Raw genomic sequence first — 15,435 nt, 5'->3', positions numbered from 1 at the left:
AGCATCATACCGGGGAAAGGGAAAATGTATTGGATTTTTTCCGCAAAAGTCCCCGACCCAAGGCCGCAGTCCTGCCCATGCGCAAGGGAAAAATCCCGACCCGCTAGGTGTGGTATACTGGAGGGGTGAGCTACGACGCTTCCGCCATTAAGGTGCTCAAAGGGCTAGAAGGGGTGCGCCACCGCCCCGCCATGTACATCGGCGGCACGGGGGTGGAGGGGTACCACCACCTCTTTAAGGAAATCCTGGACAACGCCGTGGACGAGGCCCTGGCGGGCTACGCCACGGAGATCGTCACCACCCTGAACCCCGACGGCTCCCTCACCGTGGAGGACAACGGCCGGGGCATCCCCGTGGACCTCATGCCCGAGGAGGGGAAGCCCGCCGTGGAGGTCATCTACACCACCTTGCACTCCGGGGGGAAGTTTGAAAGCGGGGCCTACAAGGTCTCGGGCGGCCTCCACGGGGTGGGGGCGAGCGTGGTGAACGCCCTTTCCGAGTGGACCGTGGTGGAGGTCTTCCGGAACGGCCTGCACTACCGCATCGCCTTCAGCCGGGGCGAGGTGACCGAGCCCCTCCAGGTGGTGGGCGAGGCCCCCAAGGGCAGGACGGGAACGCGGGTTACCTTTAAGCCCGACCCCGAGATCTTCGGCTCCCTCGCCTTTGACCCGAGCAAAATCCGGTCCCGCCTCCGGGAGGTGAGCTATTTGGTGGCGGGGCTTAAGCTCGTCTTCAAAGACCTCCAGCACGGCAAGGAGGAGGTCTTCTTGGACAAGGGGGGCGTGGGCTCCTTCGCCAAAGCCTTGGCGGAAGGGGAGGAACTCCTCTACGAGAAGCCCTTCCTCATCCGGGGCCAGGAAGGCGAGGTGGAGGTGGAGGTGGGCCTCATCCACACCAAGGGCTACACGGCGGAAATCCTCACCTACGCCAACATGATCCCCACCCGGGACGGGGGCACCCACCTCACCGCCTTCAAGTCCGCCTACAGCCGGGCGCTAAACCAGTACGCCAAAAAAGCCGGCCTCAACAAGGACAAAGGCCCCCAGCCCACGGGGGACGACCTCCTGGAAGGCCTCTACGCCGTGGTGAGCGTGAAGCTCCCCCAGCCCCAGTTTGAAGGGCAGACCAAGGGGAAGCTCTTAAACCCCGAGGCGGGGAGCGCCGTAAACCAGGTGGTCTACGAGAAGCTTCTGGAGCTCCTAGAGGAAAACCCCCGCATCGCCAAAACCCTTTACGAGAAGGCCCTGCGGGCGGCCCAAGCCCGGGAGGCGGCCCGGAAGGCCCGGGAACTGGTGCGCCGGCAAAACCCCTTGGAGTCGGACGACCTCCCGGGGAAACTCGCCGACTGCCAGACGGAAAACCCCGAGGAGGCGGAGCTTTTCATCGTGGAGGGGGACTCCGCCGGGGGAAGCGCCAAGCAGGGCCGGGACCGGCGCTTCCAAGCCATCCTGCCCCTTAGGGGGAAAATCCTCAACGTGGAGAAGGCGGGGCTTTCCAAGGCCCTAAAGAACGCCGAAGTGCGGGCCATGGTGGCGGCCATCGGGGCGGGGATTGGGGGCACGGGGGACGAGGCCCACTTTGACCTGGAGGGCCTCCGCTACCACAAGATCATCATCATGACCGACGCCGACGTGGACGGGAGCCACATCCGCACCCTCCTCCTCACCTTCTTCTACCGCTACATGCGCCCCCTCATTGAGCGGGGCCACGTCTACATTGCCCAGCCACCCCTTTACCGCCTCCAGGTGGGGAAGAAGGTGGAGTACCTCTACTCCGACGAGGAACTCGCGGAGCGCCTCAAGGAGCTAGAGGGCAAGAGCTACGAGGTGCAACGCTTCAAGGGCCTAGGGGAGATGAACCCCGAGCAGCTTTGGGAAACCACCATGAACCCGGAAAAGCGGGTTCTCAAGCGGGTGGAGCTCCAAGACGCCCTGGAGGCCAGCGAGCTCTTTGAGAAGCTCATGGGCCAGGACGTGGCCCCCCGGCGGGACTTCATTGAGGAGCACGCCCGCTACGCCGAGCTGGACATCTAGATGGCCTGGCTGGACGAGGCGGTGGCCCTGCTGCTCCAGGCGGGCCGCCTTCTCCTCAAGGCCTACCCCGGGGCGGGCAAGAGCACCCTCTTCCCCTTGAGGCTTCTGGAGGCCCTACCCGGGCGGGTCCTCCTCTTTGAGCCCAGGCGGGTGGCGGCCCGGGCGGTGGCGGCCAGGCTTGCGGAAAACCTGGGGGAGCCCTTGGGGAAGACCGTGGGCTATCGGGTGCGCCTCGAGGCCAAGGAGAGCCCGGAAACCCGGCTCCTTGTCATGACGGAGGGCCTCCTCACCCGGCTCCTCCTGGAAGACCCTACCCTGGAAGGGGTTTCCGCCGTCCTCCTGGACGAGGCCCACGAGCGCCATCTGGAAGGGGACCTGGCCCTCGCCCTCCTCCTAAGGGTGCAGGAGACCCTAAGGCCCGACCTCAAGCTCGCCCTCCTCACCGCCACCCCCGACCCCGACCTGGAGAGGACCCTGGCCGGGGCCACCTTGGCGGTGGAGGGGGAAAGCCACCCCGTGGAGATCCTCCACCTGGAAAGGGTGCCGGAAGGCCCCCTGGAGGCCTTGGCGGCCCGCTACGCCCGGAAAGCCTTCCTGGAAGGGGAAGGGGACGTCCTGGTCTTCCTGCCAGGGAAGGGGGCGATAGAGAGGACGCAAAAACTCCTCCAGGACCTCCCCGCCTTTCCCCTTCACGGGGGGCTTCCCTTGGCGGAGCAGGCGGCCCTCCTCAGGCCCGGGCCCCGGAAGATCGTCCTGGCCACGGACGTGGCGGAAACGAGCCTCACCCTGCCCGGGGTGCGGGCGGTGGTGGACACAGGCCTGGCCAAGAAGCCCCGCTTTGACCCGAGGACGGGGCTCACCCGCCTGGTCCTCGCCCAGATCCCGGAGGATTCCGCCCGACAGCGGGCGGGGCGGGCCGGGCGGCTCGGCCCGGGGAAGGTGTACCGCCTCTACCCCCAAGGCCCCTTTCCCCCCAAGCGGCCCGAGATCCTGGAGACGGACCTTTCCCGGGCGGTCCTCCTGGCCTTGGCCTTCGGGGAACGGCTAGAGGACCTGCCCCTCCCCACCCCGCCCCCCAAGGGGGCCCTGGAGGCGGCCCACGCCCTCCTCCACCTCCTGGGGGCGGTGCGGGAGGGCCGCCCCACCCCCTTGGGCCAGGCCATGCTCTCTCTCCCCACCCACCCCCGCCTGGCCCGGATGGCCCTGGCGGCTGAGGGGCTCGGCCTCTTGCCCCTAGCGGCGGACCTCATGGCCCTCCTGGAGGAGCGGGACCCCCTGGAAGGGGAAAGGGACCTCCTCGCCAAGCTGGAAGCCCTCCTCCTCGCCCGCAAGGAGAGGCGGGGGGCTTTCCTTAGGGTGGAGCGGGCCTCGGCCCTTTGGCGAAGGCGGCTCGGCGCCAAGCCCTTGGAAAGCCTTCCCCCTCCGGAGGCGGTGGGGCGGCTTCTCCTCTTCGCCTACCCCGACCGGGCGGCCATGCGGGTAGGCCCCGGGCAGTACCGCCTGGCCACCGGCCCCCTCCTGGGCCTGGAGGGGGATGGCCCCCCGTACCTGGTGGCCGTGGGGGCGGAGGTATCGGGCGGCAAAGGCAGGATCCTCCTCCACGCCCCCCTGGCCCCGGAGGACCTAGAGGAGCGGGCGGAGGTGGTGGCCCATAGGGGCTGGGAGGAAGGCCGGCTTAGGGGCTACCTGGAAAAGCGGTTTGGGGCCCTGGTCCTGGAAAGGCTCCCCATAGACCCCGGCCCGCCCACTCCCGAGACGTTGCGGGAGGCCCTCAAGGGAGGCCTACCCCTTCCCGAGGAGGCCCGGCAGGTCCTCCTCCGCCTCGCCTTCCTCCGGGAGCACGGGGTGGAGGTGCCCGAGCTCACGGAAGAAGCCCTCCTCCAGGACCTCACCTGGCTCCTCCCTTGGGCGCAAGGGGTGCGGCGGGTGGAGGACCTTCGGGAACTCCCTTGGAAGGAGATCCTCCTAAGCCACCTAGGGGAGGCGAGGAAGGCCCTCGAGGCCCTCGCCCCCGAAACCCTCACCCTCCCTTCCGGGAGAAGGAAGCGCCTCCAGTACCGGGAAGGCGCCCCACCCCTCCTCTCCCTCCTCATCCAAGAGGCCTTCGGCCTTAAGGAAACCCCAAGGGTCCTTGGGGGAAAGGTACCCGTGGTGGTGGAGCTCCTCTCCCCCGCCCGGCGGCCGGTGCAGGTCACCCAGGACCTCAGGTCCTTCTGGGAAAAGCGCTACCCCGAGGTGCGGCGGGAGCTCATGCGCCGCTACCCCAAGCACCCGTGGCCGGAACGCCCGTGAAGACCGCCGCCCGAAAGCCCCTTTGGCGGGCCCGCTCCACGAGGAGGGGGTTGTCGTCCAGGAAGAGGGCCTCCTCCCCCAAGGCCGCCACCGCCTGGGCCAGGGCCTCTAGCTTGTCCGGGTGGAAGAAGGCGGTAAGCCCCTCCGGAGGGGGCAGGTCGGAAACCAGGTAGAAGGGCGTGGGGAAAGCCAGGGGCCGGGGGACAAAGGCCTGGGGGTAAAGCCGGGAAGCCCCTGGGAAAAGGTTCTCCAAAACCCCTGGGCCTTCCTCCTTGAGGCGGGGAAGGAGGTCGTAGAAGGCCTGGGACACATAGAAGGGGCTTTCCCCGCCCGCCTCGGCCAATAGCCGGATGAGGCGGGGCTCCACCGGCTCGCAGTACACCCCCGAGAGGTCCAAGAGGTAGACCACGCCTCTAGCCTAAGCCTTTAGGGTTATACTCGGTGCAAAAGGAGGTAGGGCATGGAGCTCTTTAGCGAGGCCTGGGCGAGGGCGTACTGCGAGAAGCTTTCCCAAAGCGAGGCCTACCGCAAGGCGGCGGCCACCTGGGAGGGGAGCCTGGCCTTGAGCGTCCGCCCCGACCCAGGGGCGGGCCTGCCCCAGGGGGTCGCCGTGGTCCTGGACCTCTGGCACGGGGCCTGCCGGGGGGCGAGGGTGGTGGAGGGCGAAGCCGAAGCGGACTTCGTCATAGAGGCCGACCTGGCCACCTGGCAAGAGGTCTTGGAAGGGCGGCTCGAGCCCCTTACCGCCCTCATGCGGGGGTTCTTGGAGCTCAAAAAAGGCTCCCTCGCCGCCCTAGCCCCTTACGCCCAAGCGGCCCAGGAGCTCGTAAAGGTGGCCCGGGAGGTAGCGTGAAAGGGGTGGTGTACCAGGGACCCTTCCAGGTGGCGGTGGAAGAGGTCCCGGAGCCCAAGCTGGAGGCGGAAACCGACGCCATCGTGGAGGTGGAGCTCGCCGCCATCTGCGGCTCGGACCTCCACATCTACCACGGGAAGATCGCCGGGGTCCTGCCGGGCACCGTCCTCGGCCACGAGTTCGTGGGCCGGGTGGTGGAAAAGGGGCCTTTGGTGCCCTTCGCCCTAGGGGAAAGGGTGGTGGGAAGCTTCCAGGTGGCCTGCGGGGACTGCGCCGCCTGCCGCAAGGGACGCTTCTTCGCTTGCCTTAAGGGCGGCGTCTACGGCTTCGGCCTGGCCCTGGGCAACCTTCAGGGAGCCCAGGCCCAAAGGGTGCGGGTACCCTTTGCCCGGACAAGCCTCTTCCCCATCGGGGACCTCCCGGCGGAGGAGGCCATCCTGGCGGGGGACATCCTCGCCACCGCCTACGGGGGGTGCGGCCCTTCTTGGAGCCGGGGATGAGCGTGGCGGTGGTGGGCTCAGGGCCCGTGGGCCTCATGGCCCAGATGGTGGCCCACGCCCTGGGGGCGGGGGTGGTCTACGCCATAGACCCGGAGGAAAGCCGCCTGGAAAAGGCCAAGGCCCTGGGAAGCCTCCCCCTAAACCCCAAGGCGGAAGACCCCGTGGCCCGCCTGCGCAAGGACACGGAGGGCCAAGGGGCCGACCTGGTGGTGGAGGCGGTGGGCGGGGATGGGGAGGCGTTGCGCCTCGCCTTCCGCCTGGCGGGGCCTGGAGGAATCGTGTCCAGCCTCGGGGTGCCCACGGCAGAGAAGGTGGAGTACCCTTGGCTTTCCGCCTTCAGCCGGGGCATCACCTTCCGGAGCGCCCTGGCCAACATCCCCCGCTACATCGGCGAGGTCTTGGCCTTGCAAAGGGCAGGGAGGCTAAGGGGAAGCTTCGTCTTCAGCCACCGCCTTCCCCTGGCGGAGGCACCGGAGGGCTACCGGCTCTTCCACGAGCACCAGGCCACCAAGGTGGCCCTGGTCCCCTAAAAACAAACCCGCTGCCTCCGCGGGCGGCCTTTCTTCTTCGTCTGACTCCTTTAGTATACCACGCTTTGCCGATATGTAAAGTGGTATGCAGAAAATCCCCGCCCCAAGGGGGTTTCTGCGGGGTTCCCAGGGCTTCCTTGAATTGGCCACAAGTTCTTCCCCAAGGAGAATGTGCCCTTATCCCCATGGCCTTCAAGGCCCCCGGCCTAGGCTAAGGCCAAAGGAGGTGCTATGCGCTACCTGGTGGTGGCCCACCGCACGGCCAATAGCCCCGTTTTGGCGGCCCGGCTCCGGGAAATCCTGGCCCAAGACCCCGGGGCCCAGTTCACCCTCCTGGTGCCCGCCGTGCCCCCGCCGGGCTGGGTGTACGAGGAGGCGGAGGTGAAGCGGCGGGCGGAGGCCGAGGCGGAGGCGGCCAAAAGGGCCCTGGAAGCCCAAGGCATCCCCATCGCCGAGGCCAAGGCGGGGGACATCTCCCCCCTCCTCGCCCTCGAGGAGGAGCTCGCCGCCCACCCGGGAACCTACCAGGCCATCGTCCTCGCCACCCTGCCCCCGGGGCTATCCCGGTGGCTTAGGCTGGACGTGCATACCCAGGCCGAGCGGTTTGGCCTCCCCGTGATCCACGTGATCGCCCATCCCTAGAGGCCTCTTTCGCCCTTCTCATGGTCTTTCCGTATACTCGGCCCAGTGTTGGGCCGCTACGTGCTGCGGGAGGTGCTCCCTCCCTTCCTGGTGGGGGTGCTCCTCTTCGTCGCCCTCCTCACCTTTGACCTCCTCTCCAGCCTCTCGGGGGTCCTCCTCAGCCGGGGGCAGGGACGGCGGACATCCTCCGCCTCGTCCTCTTCCGCCTCCCCTGGACCCTGAGCCTGGCCTTGCCTTTGGGCCTGGTCTTCGCCCTCCTGGTGGGGCTATCCCGCCTGATCCGGGGGTCGGAGCTCAAGGCGGCCTACGCCGGGGGGGTGCCCCCCTTGGCCCTCCTCCGGCCCCTCCTCCTCCTCTCCCTCGCCCTCGCCCTTTTGAACCTGGCCAACCTGGCGGAGGTGAGGCCCAGGGCCCTGGAGGCCTACGACGCCGAGCTTTCCCGCCTCCTCTACGGGGAAGGGGCCCTAAGCGGGGTCTTGCGCAAGGAGCTTTACGCCCCTCCGGGCCTTGGGGTGTACTACGCCGAGGAGATCCGCCCGCAAGGGGCGGAAAACCGGCTTTATGGGGTGCGGGTGGTGGACGAAAAGGGCCGGGTTTATAGCGCCCAAGAAGGCGTGTGGGACGGGGCGGGGTGGCGCCTCGAGGGCCACGTGCTGGAGGGGGAGGAGGTGCGGGCCTTCCAGGGCACCCTCCCCTTCCCCGCAAGCTTCCGCCCCAAGGAAAGCCTGGGCTCCCGCGACCCCTACGACACCACCACCCTAAGGGAGCTTTGGGAGCGGGGCAAGGTGGAGGCTTCGGCCCGCTTCGCCCTGCACCGCCGCCTGGCGGATGCCCTGGGAGCCCTCTTTTTGGGCTGGGTGGCGGCGGCTCTGGGCCTTTCCTTTCGGGAGGCAGCCTGGGCCTTTTTGGCCGTGGTCCTCCTCATCTTCGGTTACTACGTGCTTTGGACCTTTAGCGCCCAGCTCGCCCGTTACGACGTGAGCCCCCTTTGGGCCCACCTGCCCAACCTCTTCTACGGGGCCTTGGCCCTTTTCCTCACCTGGAGGCTACGGTGAAGACCTTAGACCGCTACCTTCTCCGGGAAGCCTTGGGGCTTTTCGGCCTCGGCCTCCTCTTCATTGTCCTCCTCTTCCTGGCGGGGGCGGTCTACGAGGTCCTGGCCCCCCTGGTGGCCAAGGGGGCCGACCCCTACACCCTCCTTCGCTACCTCCTCTACCGCACCCCGGAGGCCGTGGCCCGGGGAGCCCCGGTGGCCTACCTCTTCGCCCTTTTGCTCCTCCTTTCCCGCATGGCGGAGGACTCGGAGCTCAAGGCCCTCCTGGCCTTAGGCGTGCGCCGGGAACGGGTGCTCTTGCCCTTTTTGCTTTTGGGCGGCGGGATAGCCCTCTTCACCTTCCTCCTCGGGGAAAGCCTGGTGCCAAGGGCGCTCGCCCAGGGGCAGGACCTCCTAAGGCGGCAGGTCCTGGAAAGGCCCCGCGCCCTCCTCACCCCCGGGGCCACCTTCCAGGACGCCAAGGGGCGGGTGGTGTACGTGGGCGAGGTGGCGGGGGACAGGATTGGGAAGCTCAGGGTGGTCTCCCGGGAGGAGGTGCTCCTGGCGGAAAGGGGAAGCTTCCAAGGGGGGGTGCTAAGGGTGGAGGAGGGGAAGCGCCTCACCTACGAGGGGGACCGCCCCCGCACCCTGACCCGCTTCCGGCAAGGGGAACTGGTGCTCCAAGACCTCACCTTTGAGCCCTGGCAGAACCCGGCGAACCGCATGACCCTCGCCGAGCTCAGGCAAGAGGTCCAAAGGCTTCGGGCCCAAGGGATGCGGGCGGGCCTCGAGGCCACCACCTACTACCGCCGCTTCGCCGAGCCCGTGGCCTCCATGGTCTTCGCCCTCTTCGCCACGGGGCTCGCCTTCTACCTCCTCGGGGGGAGCCGGAGCCTCGGGCTTGTGGGGGTGGCGGTCCTCACCTTCCTCTACTACGCCACCTGGAGCGTGGGGCGCATCATGGGGGAGCAAAACGCCCTAAATCCCCTCCTCGCCGCCTGGGGACCGAACCTGGCCTTTGGCCTTTTGGGGCTTCTCCTTTTCCTTGGGGGTAGAAGGTGAGGTGGGCCCTTATGCTCCTCGTTCTCCTCTCCTTCGCCTGGGCGGAGGAAAACGTCCTCAAGGTCCTGGAGGCGGAAAGGCTGGAGCTGAGGGAGGAAGGGGGGGAGGAGGTCTACGTCCTGGTGGGAAGCCCCGTGCGCCTGGAGCGGAACGGAGAGGCTTTAGAGGCAGAGCGGGTCACCTACTTTCGCGCCCGGAGGCTCCTTTACCTCTCCGGGAAGGTGCGCTACCGGGACAAGGAGGGCCGCCTCATAGCGGCGGAAGAGCTCCAGGTGGACCTAAAGGACGAAAGCTTTGACGCCCTCTCGGTGCGCATAGAGGCCAAGGACCTCCTCCTCACCGGGCCCCTTTGCCAACGGGCGGCGGGGGCCATCCTCCTCCAAAGGGGCTACGCCACCCCTTGCGCCTCCTGCGGCCAGGAGGTGCCGGACTACGCCTTCCGCGCCCGGGAGATCGTCCTCTATCCGGGGGACCGAGTGGTGGCCCGGGGGGTGGTCCTCCTTTGGCGGGAAGAACCCCTTTTGGAGCTCCCCGTCCTCCTCCTCTACCTCTCGGAGAGGCGGCCCCGGCTGGAGGTGGGCCAGGACGAGGGGGGGTTTTTCTTCAAGGCCGACCTCCCCTACGTGACCGCCTTCGGCCTGGGGTACACCCTGCTCCGCTACTACCAGGGGCGGGGGTTTGGCTTCGGCTTTGACCACCAGGGGGTGGGGGAGGCCAAGGAGCGCTACTTCTTCCTCCACACCCCCCGGACACCTTCCAGTACCGGGGGGAGTACGCCCTGAAAAGGCAGGGGTTTTCCCTCACGGCCCTCCTGGAGCGGGACGACACCCGGGAGAAGCTTTCCCGCTTCCGCCTGGAAGCCCTCCTTCCCGGCACCCCTACCCCCCAGGACTTCCGCTACGCCTTAAGGCTCGAGGGCTTCCTGGACCACGACGAAAGCACCCCACCCCCCCGCACCCTGCAACGCCTCCCCGAGCTGGAGGTCCAGTCCCCCACCTTCCGGGAAGGCCCCTTTAGCCTCCAGGCGGGCCTCACGGTGGGCCGTTACCTGGCGGAAACCAACCCCCTAAACCGCTCCGCACGCGCCCTGGGGCCCTACGCCGAGGCGGGAAGGGCCCTTTTTACCCACTCGGAAAGCCTCGCCCTTAGTCCCTGGCCCGGAGGCTCGCTCAGGGCGGAAGGCCGCTTCCGGGGCTTTTACTACACCACGCAAAACCCGGACGGGGAGTACGAGCGGCAGGTGGACTGGAGCCTGAACTTCAGCCTTCGCCAAGCCCTTGGGGGTTTTAGCCTGGAAGGGACCTACGGGCGGAGCGTCCAGGAGGGGGAAAGCCCTTTCCGCTTTGATGTCCTTCCCCAGCGGCGAAGCCACCAGGCCACCCTGGCCCTGGGCTTCCAGGAAAGGCCCCTTTCCCTAAGCCTCAAGGGGGGGCGGGACCTGGAGGGGAATAGGTACCTCCCCCTCGAGGCCGAGGCGAGGCTGCAGGACGCGGGGTACGCCCTTCGCCTCTACCACAAGCGGGGCCTGGAAGGGGAAGGCCCTTTGGAAACTCAAGGGGAAGCGGGCCTCACCCCCTACCCCTTCTCCCTTCGGATGAGCCTCCGCTACGACCACGCCCAGGCCCGCTTTGACCCCCTCACCCTCCAAGGGGCCTACGCCCTTCCGGGGGGAAGCTTCTCCCTCACCCACCGCCACGGCCTTAACGGGGAAGGGGCCCTCACCACCGACCTCACCTTCGCCCTCCGGGAAGGCGTCAACGCCTACACCCTCCAGGGCCGGCGGGACTGGCAACGGGATATCCTCTCCCTCCAGGGCCAGGCCATCCTGGGCCCCCAAAGCCTCTCCCTCCAGGCCACCCTGGACCGGGAGGCCCTGGCCTACGCCCTGGGCTTCCGCACGGGGGTAACCCCCGGGCCCCTCCTGGACCTCCTCCTCTCGGGCCGGCTCCAGGAGGGCCCCCAGGGCACCAACCTTCGGCTTGCCCTCACCCAAGCCCTTCCCGAAGCGGGCTTCCGCCTGGGGGCGAACCTCCACCTCCCGGAGGTGCAGGACCGGGAGGTCTACCTAAAGGACGCCACCTTTAGCGGGGGCGTGGAGCTTTGGCGACCCGTGCCGGGGGACACAAGCGGGGAAGGGGCCATCCCCGGGCTTTCCCTCTCGGGAAGCCTCAGCTACCAGCGCCAGCCCTTGAGGCCCGAAGGGTACACCCTGGCCCTGCGGGCCTTCGGCCCCACCTTCACCTTCCTGGGCCGGGAGAACACCAAGCTTCACCTTTCTGCCCTCCTCACGCAAAACCTGCCCGGAGAAACGCTAAGGCCTAAGTTCATCCTCACCCTGGACCGGTGCTGCTGGGCCCTGCGCTATACCCTGGACGCCGCCAAGGGCGAGGTGCGCCTGGCCTTCCTCTACGGGGGCCAGGCGGCGGAGGTGCTCATGGACGAGGAAGGCGTGCGCTTGGGAGGTCTGCCGTGAGGAAGCTCCTCTTGCCCTTGGTCCTGGCCCTTGCCGCCTGCACGGGAAGCCAAGAACCCCCCTTGCCCGCCCTGGTGGCGGCGGGGGGAGGTGGGGAGGTGCGGTTCTACCGGGCCTCGGAACTGCAGGCGGGAAGGGCCACCCTCGTGGCCACCTGGACCACCCCAGACCTGCAAGACCTGGCCTACAGCAACGCTTCCCAAAGGCTTTTCCTCCTCTTCCCCGACCGCCTCGAGGCCTACCCCACGGCGGGCTTCACGGAAAGCGCCGCCCCCCAAGCCCCCCCCACCGCTGCCCCCCTCCCCACGGGGGTGGACTGCACCGGGGGCTACCTGCGCCTGGGGGCGAACCGGGCCCTGGTCCACTGCCCGAGCGCCAACCGGGCCTTCCTCTTCACACTACCCGACCCGACCAACCTGGAAGAGGCCGACCTCACCGGGCTTCCCCCCGGGGTGCGCCTCGCCCTCTTCCCCCAAGGGGGGGTGGACCTCCTCGCCTACCTCACGGAAGGGGCCCTAGGCTTCCGCCCCGCCAATAACCCCACGGGCACGCCCTTCCAAGAGGTTAGCCTGCAAAGCCTCACCCCCACCGAGCTCCGCCTGGACCCGGGGGGGAGGCTTTTGGGAGCGGGCTACACGGCCACGGACACCCTTTTCCTCGCCTGGAACGGGGCGGGAAACCCCGCCTCGCAAAGCCTTGGGCTTTTCCCAGGCCCCATTCGCCTCGCCCTGGACCCCGTGCAGGGCCTGGTGGCCTACGGCACGGGCTTCCGCGTCCTATCCCCCCGGGACTCGGGGGCGAGGAACCCTTACACCGCCTACACCGCTGCCGCCGTGGGCCAGGACGGCTACCTCTACCTGGCCCGGGGAAGCTTCTTGGAGGTCTACGACCTCCAGCCAAACCCCCTCCCCACCTTCCCCCAAGGGAGCGCCCCCTTGGGCTTTACCCCAAGCAGCCTGGCCTTCCTCCCCGTACAATAGGGCCATGCTCCAAGGAAAAGCCTTCTTGGTCACGGGAGCGGGCGGGGCCCTGGCCCGGACGCTCATCCCCGCCCTGCACCAGGCGGGGGCGAGGCTCTTCCTCTCCGACCCCCGGCTTGAGCGCATGGCGGAAAGGGCCCAGGCCGTGGGGGCCAGGACCTTCGTGGCCGACCTCACCCGCCTCGAGGAGGCCGAGGCCTTGGCCCGCTTCGTGGAGCGGGAAGCCCCCCTCTATGGCGCGGTGCACACCGTGGGCGGCTTCGCCGCCGGGCGCTTTCTGGACGCCGACCCCGGGCTTTACGACTGGATGCTGGACCTCAACCTCCGCACCACCTACAACCTCCTAAGGGCCGTCCTCCCCTACATGGAAAAGCGGGGAGAGGGCTTCTTCGCCGCCATCGCCGCCGGCCCCGCCTGGACGGGGGCGGGTCCCGGCAGGGCCCTCTACACCATGGCCAAAACTGCCCTGGCGAGCCTCCTGAAATCCCTCCAGGGGGAGGTGGAGGGGGTGCGCTTCCTCGTGGTCTACCCCATGGGCACCCTGGACACCGAGGCCAACCGCCGGGCCATGCCCGAGGCGGACCCAAGCCGCTGGATCGCCCCCGAGCTCATAGCAGAGGCCATCGTGCGGGCCGCTTCCGCTAGGGGCGGGAGGTTTTTGGAGCTTCCCATCTATCCCCCGCTTTAGCCCCAACGAAAGCCCCCAAGGCGTCCACCACCAGGTCCAGGCCGAAGGCCTCCCGGCCGGGAACCAGGCTTTGGTGGTACTCGTCCACCCCCCCGTAGGCCGCCCCCAGGAGGAAGGCCAAGGGAAAGCGCCCCAGGCCCAAACGCAACAGGAGGCCCAAGAGGGCGTAGGCCAGGAAGTGGGCCCCCTTGTCCCAGGGGTGGGGAATCCCAAGCCCGGTCTGGGGCTGGTCGGAAAGCCACCAGAGGAGGCCCATGTGGAGGAGGGCCAAGAGGAGGAAAAGGGGGCGCACTAGGCCTCCACCAGCTCCCAAAGGACCCCAAGGCCAAAGGAGGGGTGGAGGAAGGCCACCCTGTGCCCGCCAAAGCCGGGCCTAGGCACCTCGTCCACCAGCCTCGCCCCCGCCGCCTTCAGGCGGGAGAGCTCCCCTTCCATGTCCCGGGTAGCGAAGGCCAGGTGGTGCAGGCCAGGCCCCCTCTTGGCGAGGAAACGGCCCACGGGCGTCTCGGGGGCCAAGGGGGCGAGGAGCTCCAAAAGGGTTTCTCCCTCGGCCTCCAGGAGGGCCACCCGCACCCCTTGGGCGGGGACCTCCCCTGCCGCCACCACCCGGTAGCCCAGAAGGAGGTAGCGCGCCTTCGCCGCCTCCAGGTCCTCCACGGCGATGCCCACGTGGTGAAGCCGCATGGGGCTATTCTAGCCCCTCCAGAAGCGCCTTCGCCGTCTGGCGCCCCGTGAAGAGGCACCCCCCCAGGAAAGTGCCCTCCAGGGCTTTGGAGCCGTGGAACCCCCCGCCCCCAAACCCTGCCGCCTCCCCCACGGCGAAAAGCCCGGGGAGGGGCTCGCCCCTGGGTGTCAAGGCCCGCCCCTTGAGATCGGTCTGGATACCCCCCAAGGTCTTGCGGGTAAGCGTCCAAAGGCGCACCGCCACCAAGGGGCTCTTCCCCGAAAGGAAGGGGGCGGGCTTGGCCACCCGGAAAAGCCGATCCCCCCGGTAGCGGCGGAAGGCGTGGAGGGCGAGGACCTGGCCGTCCTTGGCGAAGGGGTTTAGGAGCTCCAGGTCCCGGGCGCGGATCTCCGCCTCGAGGCGCACGGGGTCCAAAACCCCAGGGGCCAGGGCATCCATCTTCCGCAGGAGGTCTGAAAGGTGGTCCGCCACGAGGAAGTCCTTCCCCCGCTCCAAAAAGGCCCGCACGGGGGCGGCGGGGCCCAGGAGGCGGTTTTTAAGCACCTGGAGCCAGCGCCTTCCGGTAAGGTCCGGGTTCTGCTCGGAGCCCGAGAGGGCGAACTCCTTCTTTAGGGTGCGCAGGTCCAGGATGAACCAGCTCCAGTCAAAACCGGTGTGGCGCAGGTGGCGCAGGGTTTCCAAGGCGTCAAACCCGGGGAAGAGGGGCGGGGGAAGGCGCTTGCCCGTGGCGTCCACCCAGAGGGCCGAGGGCCCGGGAAGGATGCGGATGCCGTGGCCCGTCCAGATGGGGGAGTGGTTCTCCACCCCCTCGGGGTAGTGCCACATGCGGTCCAGGTTGACCAGGCGCGCCCCCGCCCGCTCGGCCAGGAAGAGGCCCGAGCCGTCCACGTGGTCGGGCACGCCGACGAGCATCCTCTTTGGGGGCTTCCCCATGCGCTCGGGCCAGTGGCGGCGCACCAGGTCCAGGTTGGCCCCCATCCCCCCCGTGGCCAGGACCACCGCCTGGGCGCGGAAGGCGAAGTCCCTTAGGGGCTTGCGGCTCGTGGGCGCCCCTCGAGGCTTGGGGTCCTCCTCCAGGACCACCCCCGCCACCCCCACCGCCCTCCCCCCTTCCACCAGGACCTCCTCCACCCGGTGGCGGAGGAAGACCCGAAGGCGCCCCTCGGCGGACAAAGCCTCCACCCGGCGGAGAAAGGGCTCCAGAAGCCCCGGCCCCGTGCCCCAGACGATGTGGAAGCGGGGCACGGAGTTGCCGTGCCCCGTGGCCAGGCCCCCGCCCCTTTCCGCCCAGCCCACCACCGGGAAAAACCGCACCCCCAAGGAGGCGAGCCAGGCCCGCTTCTCCCCGGCGGCGAAGCCCAGGTAGGCCTGGGCCCAAAGTTGGCCGAAGTAGTCCTCCTCCCGGTGGTAGCCGGCGGCGCCCAACCAGTCTTGGAAGGCGAGCTCCACCGAGTCCCGGATGCCGAGCCGCCGCTGCTCGGGGGAGTCCACCAGGAAAAGCCCCCCGAAGGACCAGTAGGCCTGCCCTCCCAGGTAGGGCTCCTGCTCCAGGAGGAAAACCCGCCTGCCCTTGGCCGCCACCTCCGTGGCCACCACCAAACCGGCAAGCCCCCCGCCCACCACCAGCACGTCCGCATCCATAGCTTGGCGGGGATTATACCCGG

The 15,435-nt window shown here is 68.6% G+C and carries 11 protein-coding genes and 3 pseudogenes; 10 read left to right on the top strand and 4 right to left on the bottom strand.

Annotated elements, in window-relative coordinates; genetic code table 11:
* The first annotated feature begins 125 nt into the window (after positions 1-125).
* Entirely contained in the window at positions 126-2,033 is a 1,908-nt protein-coding gene (locus A0O31_RS06910) for a DNA topoisomerase subunit B (protein WP_071677232.1), read from the top strand.
* Positions 2,034-4,325 carry an ATP-dependent helicase HrpB gene (gene hrpB / locus A0O31_RS06905; RefSeq protein ID WP_071677231.1) on the top strand — a complete coding sequence of 764 codons (2,292 nt, stop codon included), beginning with the start codon at positions 2,034-2,036 and terminating at the stop codon, positions 4,323-4,325.
* Here the strand turns inward: hrpB and A0O31_RS06900 are convergent.
* Positions 4,282-4,734, bottom strand: coding sequence for an HAD family hydrolase (locus A0O31_RS06900; RefSeq protein WP_071677230.1), 453 nt, complete (start codon positions 4,732-4,734; stop codon positions 4,282-4,284). The two genes, hrpB and A0O31_RS06900, sit on opposite strands and share 44 nt — an antisense overlap.
* A gap of 51 nt (positions 4,735-4,785) precedes the next feature.
* Between A0O31_RS06900 and A0O31_RS06895 the strand changes: the two genes are divergently transcribed.
* From A0O31_RS06895 to A0O31_RS06860, 8 genes and pseudogenes are all read left to right on the top strand, one after another.
* Positions 4,786-5,178 (top strand): SCP2 sterol-binding domain-containing protein, encoded by a 393-nt coding sequence (locus A0O31_RS06895; protein WP_071677229.1) that lies wholly within the window; start codon positions 4,786-4,788, stop codon positions 5,176-5,178.
* Positions 5,175-6,208, top strand: a pseudogene (locus A0O31_RS13575) (alcohol dehydrogenase family protein). Before A0O31_RS06895 ends, A0O31_RS13575 begins: the two are co-directional and overlap by 4 nt.
* A 231-nt stretch (positions 6,209-6,439) precedes the next feature.
* Positions 6,440-6,850: a hypothetical protein gene (locus tag A0O31_RS06885; protein WP_071677228.1), complete on the top strand. Its 411-nt coding sequence runs from the start codon at positions 6,440-6,442 to the stop codon at positions 6,848-6,850.
* 45 nt (positions 6,851-6,895) lie between these two features.
* Positions 6,896-7,905 (top strand): annotated as a pseudogene (locus tag A0O31_RS06880) (LptF/LptG family permease).
* Positions 7,902-8,945 (top strand): LptF/LptG family permease, encoded by a 1,044-nt coding sequence (locus A0O31_RS06875; protein WP_071677227.1) that lies wholly within the window; start codon positions 7,902-7,904, stop codon positions 8,943-8,945. The pseudogene A0O31_RS06880 and the gene A0O31_RS06875 overlap by 4 nt, the downstream one beginning before the upstream one ends.
* Positions 8,942-11,418 (top strand): annotated as a pseudogene (locus tag A0O31_RS13490) (LPS-assembly protein LptD). Before A0O31_RS06875 ends, A0O31_RS13490 begins: the two are co-directional and overlap by 4 nt.
* On the top strand, positions 11,415-12,398 hold the full coding sequence (locus A0O31_RS06865; RefSeq protein WP_071677226.1) for a hypothetical protein: 984 nt from the start codon (positions 11,415-11,417) through the stop codon (positions 12,396-12,398). Before A0O31_RS13490 ends, A0O31_RS06865 begins: the two are co-directional and overlap by 4 nt.
* 4 nt (positions 12,399-12,402) lie before the next feature.
* Positions 12,403-13,086, top strand: a complete 684-nt coding sequence (locus tag A0O31_RS06860) for an SDR family NAD(P)-dependent oxidoreductase (protein WP_071677225.1) — start codon at positions 12,403-12,405, stop codon at positions 13,084-13,086.
* On the opposite strand, the gene A0O31_RS06855 is transcribed toward A0O31_RS06860, so the two are convergent.
* The 3 genes from A0O31_RS06855 to A0O31_RS06845 are packed head-to-tail and all read right to left on the bottom strand — an operon-like array spanning position 13,040 to position 15,412.
* Positions 13,040-13,378 (bottom strand): VanZ family protein, encoded by a 339-nt coding sequence (locus A0O31_RS06855; protein WP_071677224.1) that lies wholly within the window; start codon positions 13,376-13,378, stop codon positions 13,040-13,042. The genes A0O31_RS06860 and A0O31_RS06855 overlap by 47 nt on opposite strands.
* Positions 13,378-13,770 (bottom strand): methylmalonyl-CoA epimerase, encoded by a 393-nt coding sequence (gene mce, locus A0O31_RS06850; protein ID WP_071677223.1) that lies wholly within the window; start codon positions 13,768-13,770, stop codon positions 13,378-13,380. The genes A0O31_RS06855 and mce overlap by 1 nt, the downstream gene beginning before the upstream one ends.
* Positions 13,771-13,774: 4 nt before the next feature.
* The gene (locus A0O31_RS06845; protein WP_071677222.1) at positions 13,775-15,412 is read right to left on the bottom strand and encodes an FAD-binding dehydrogenase; all 1,638 of its coding nucleotides are present in this window, start codon (positions 15,410-15,412) and stop codon (positions 13,775-13,777) included.
* Between the last annotated feature and the right edge of the window lie 23 nt (positions 15,413-15,435).

The sequence above is a fragment of the Thermus brockianus genome (assembly GCF_001880325.1).
Lineage (GTDB): Bacteria > Deinococcota > Deinococci > Deinococcales > Thermaceae > Thermus > Thermus brockianus.
Note: the sequence above shows the minus strand (reverse complement) of the source record. Positions and strands in the feature narration are given on the sequence as shown.

What these genes read in the sequence shown, in the direction of transcription:
- hrpB (WP_071677231.1), top strand. Translation starts at nt 2,034, where the DNA reads ATGGCCTGGCTGGACGAGGCGGTGGCCCTGCTGCTCCAGGCGGGCCGC.
- A0O31_RS06895 (WP_071677229.1), top strand. Translation starts at nt 4,786, where the DNA reads ATGGAGCTCTTTAGCGAGGCCTGGGCGAGGGCGTACTGCGAGAAGCTT.
- A0O31_RS06885 (WP_071677228.1), top strand. Translation starts at nt 6,440, where the DNA reads ATGCGCTACCTGGTGGTGGCCCACCGCACGGCCAATAGCCCCGTTTTG.
- A0O31_RS06860 (WP_071677225.1), top strand. Translation starts at nt 12,403, where the DNA reads ATGCTCCAAGGAAAAGCCTTCTTGGTCACGGGAGCGGGCGGGGCCCTG.
- mce (WP_071677223.1), bottom strand. Translation starts at nt 13,770, where the DNA reads ATGCGGCTTCACCACGTGGGCATCGCCGTGGAGGACCTGGAGGCGGCG.
- A0O31_RS06845 (WP_071677222.1), bottom strand. Translation starts at nt 15,412, where the DNA reads ATGGATGCGGACGTGCTGGTGGTGGGCGGGGGGCTTGCCGGTTTGGTG.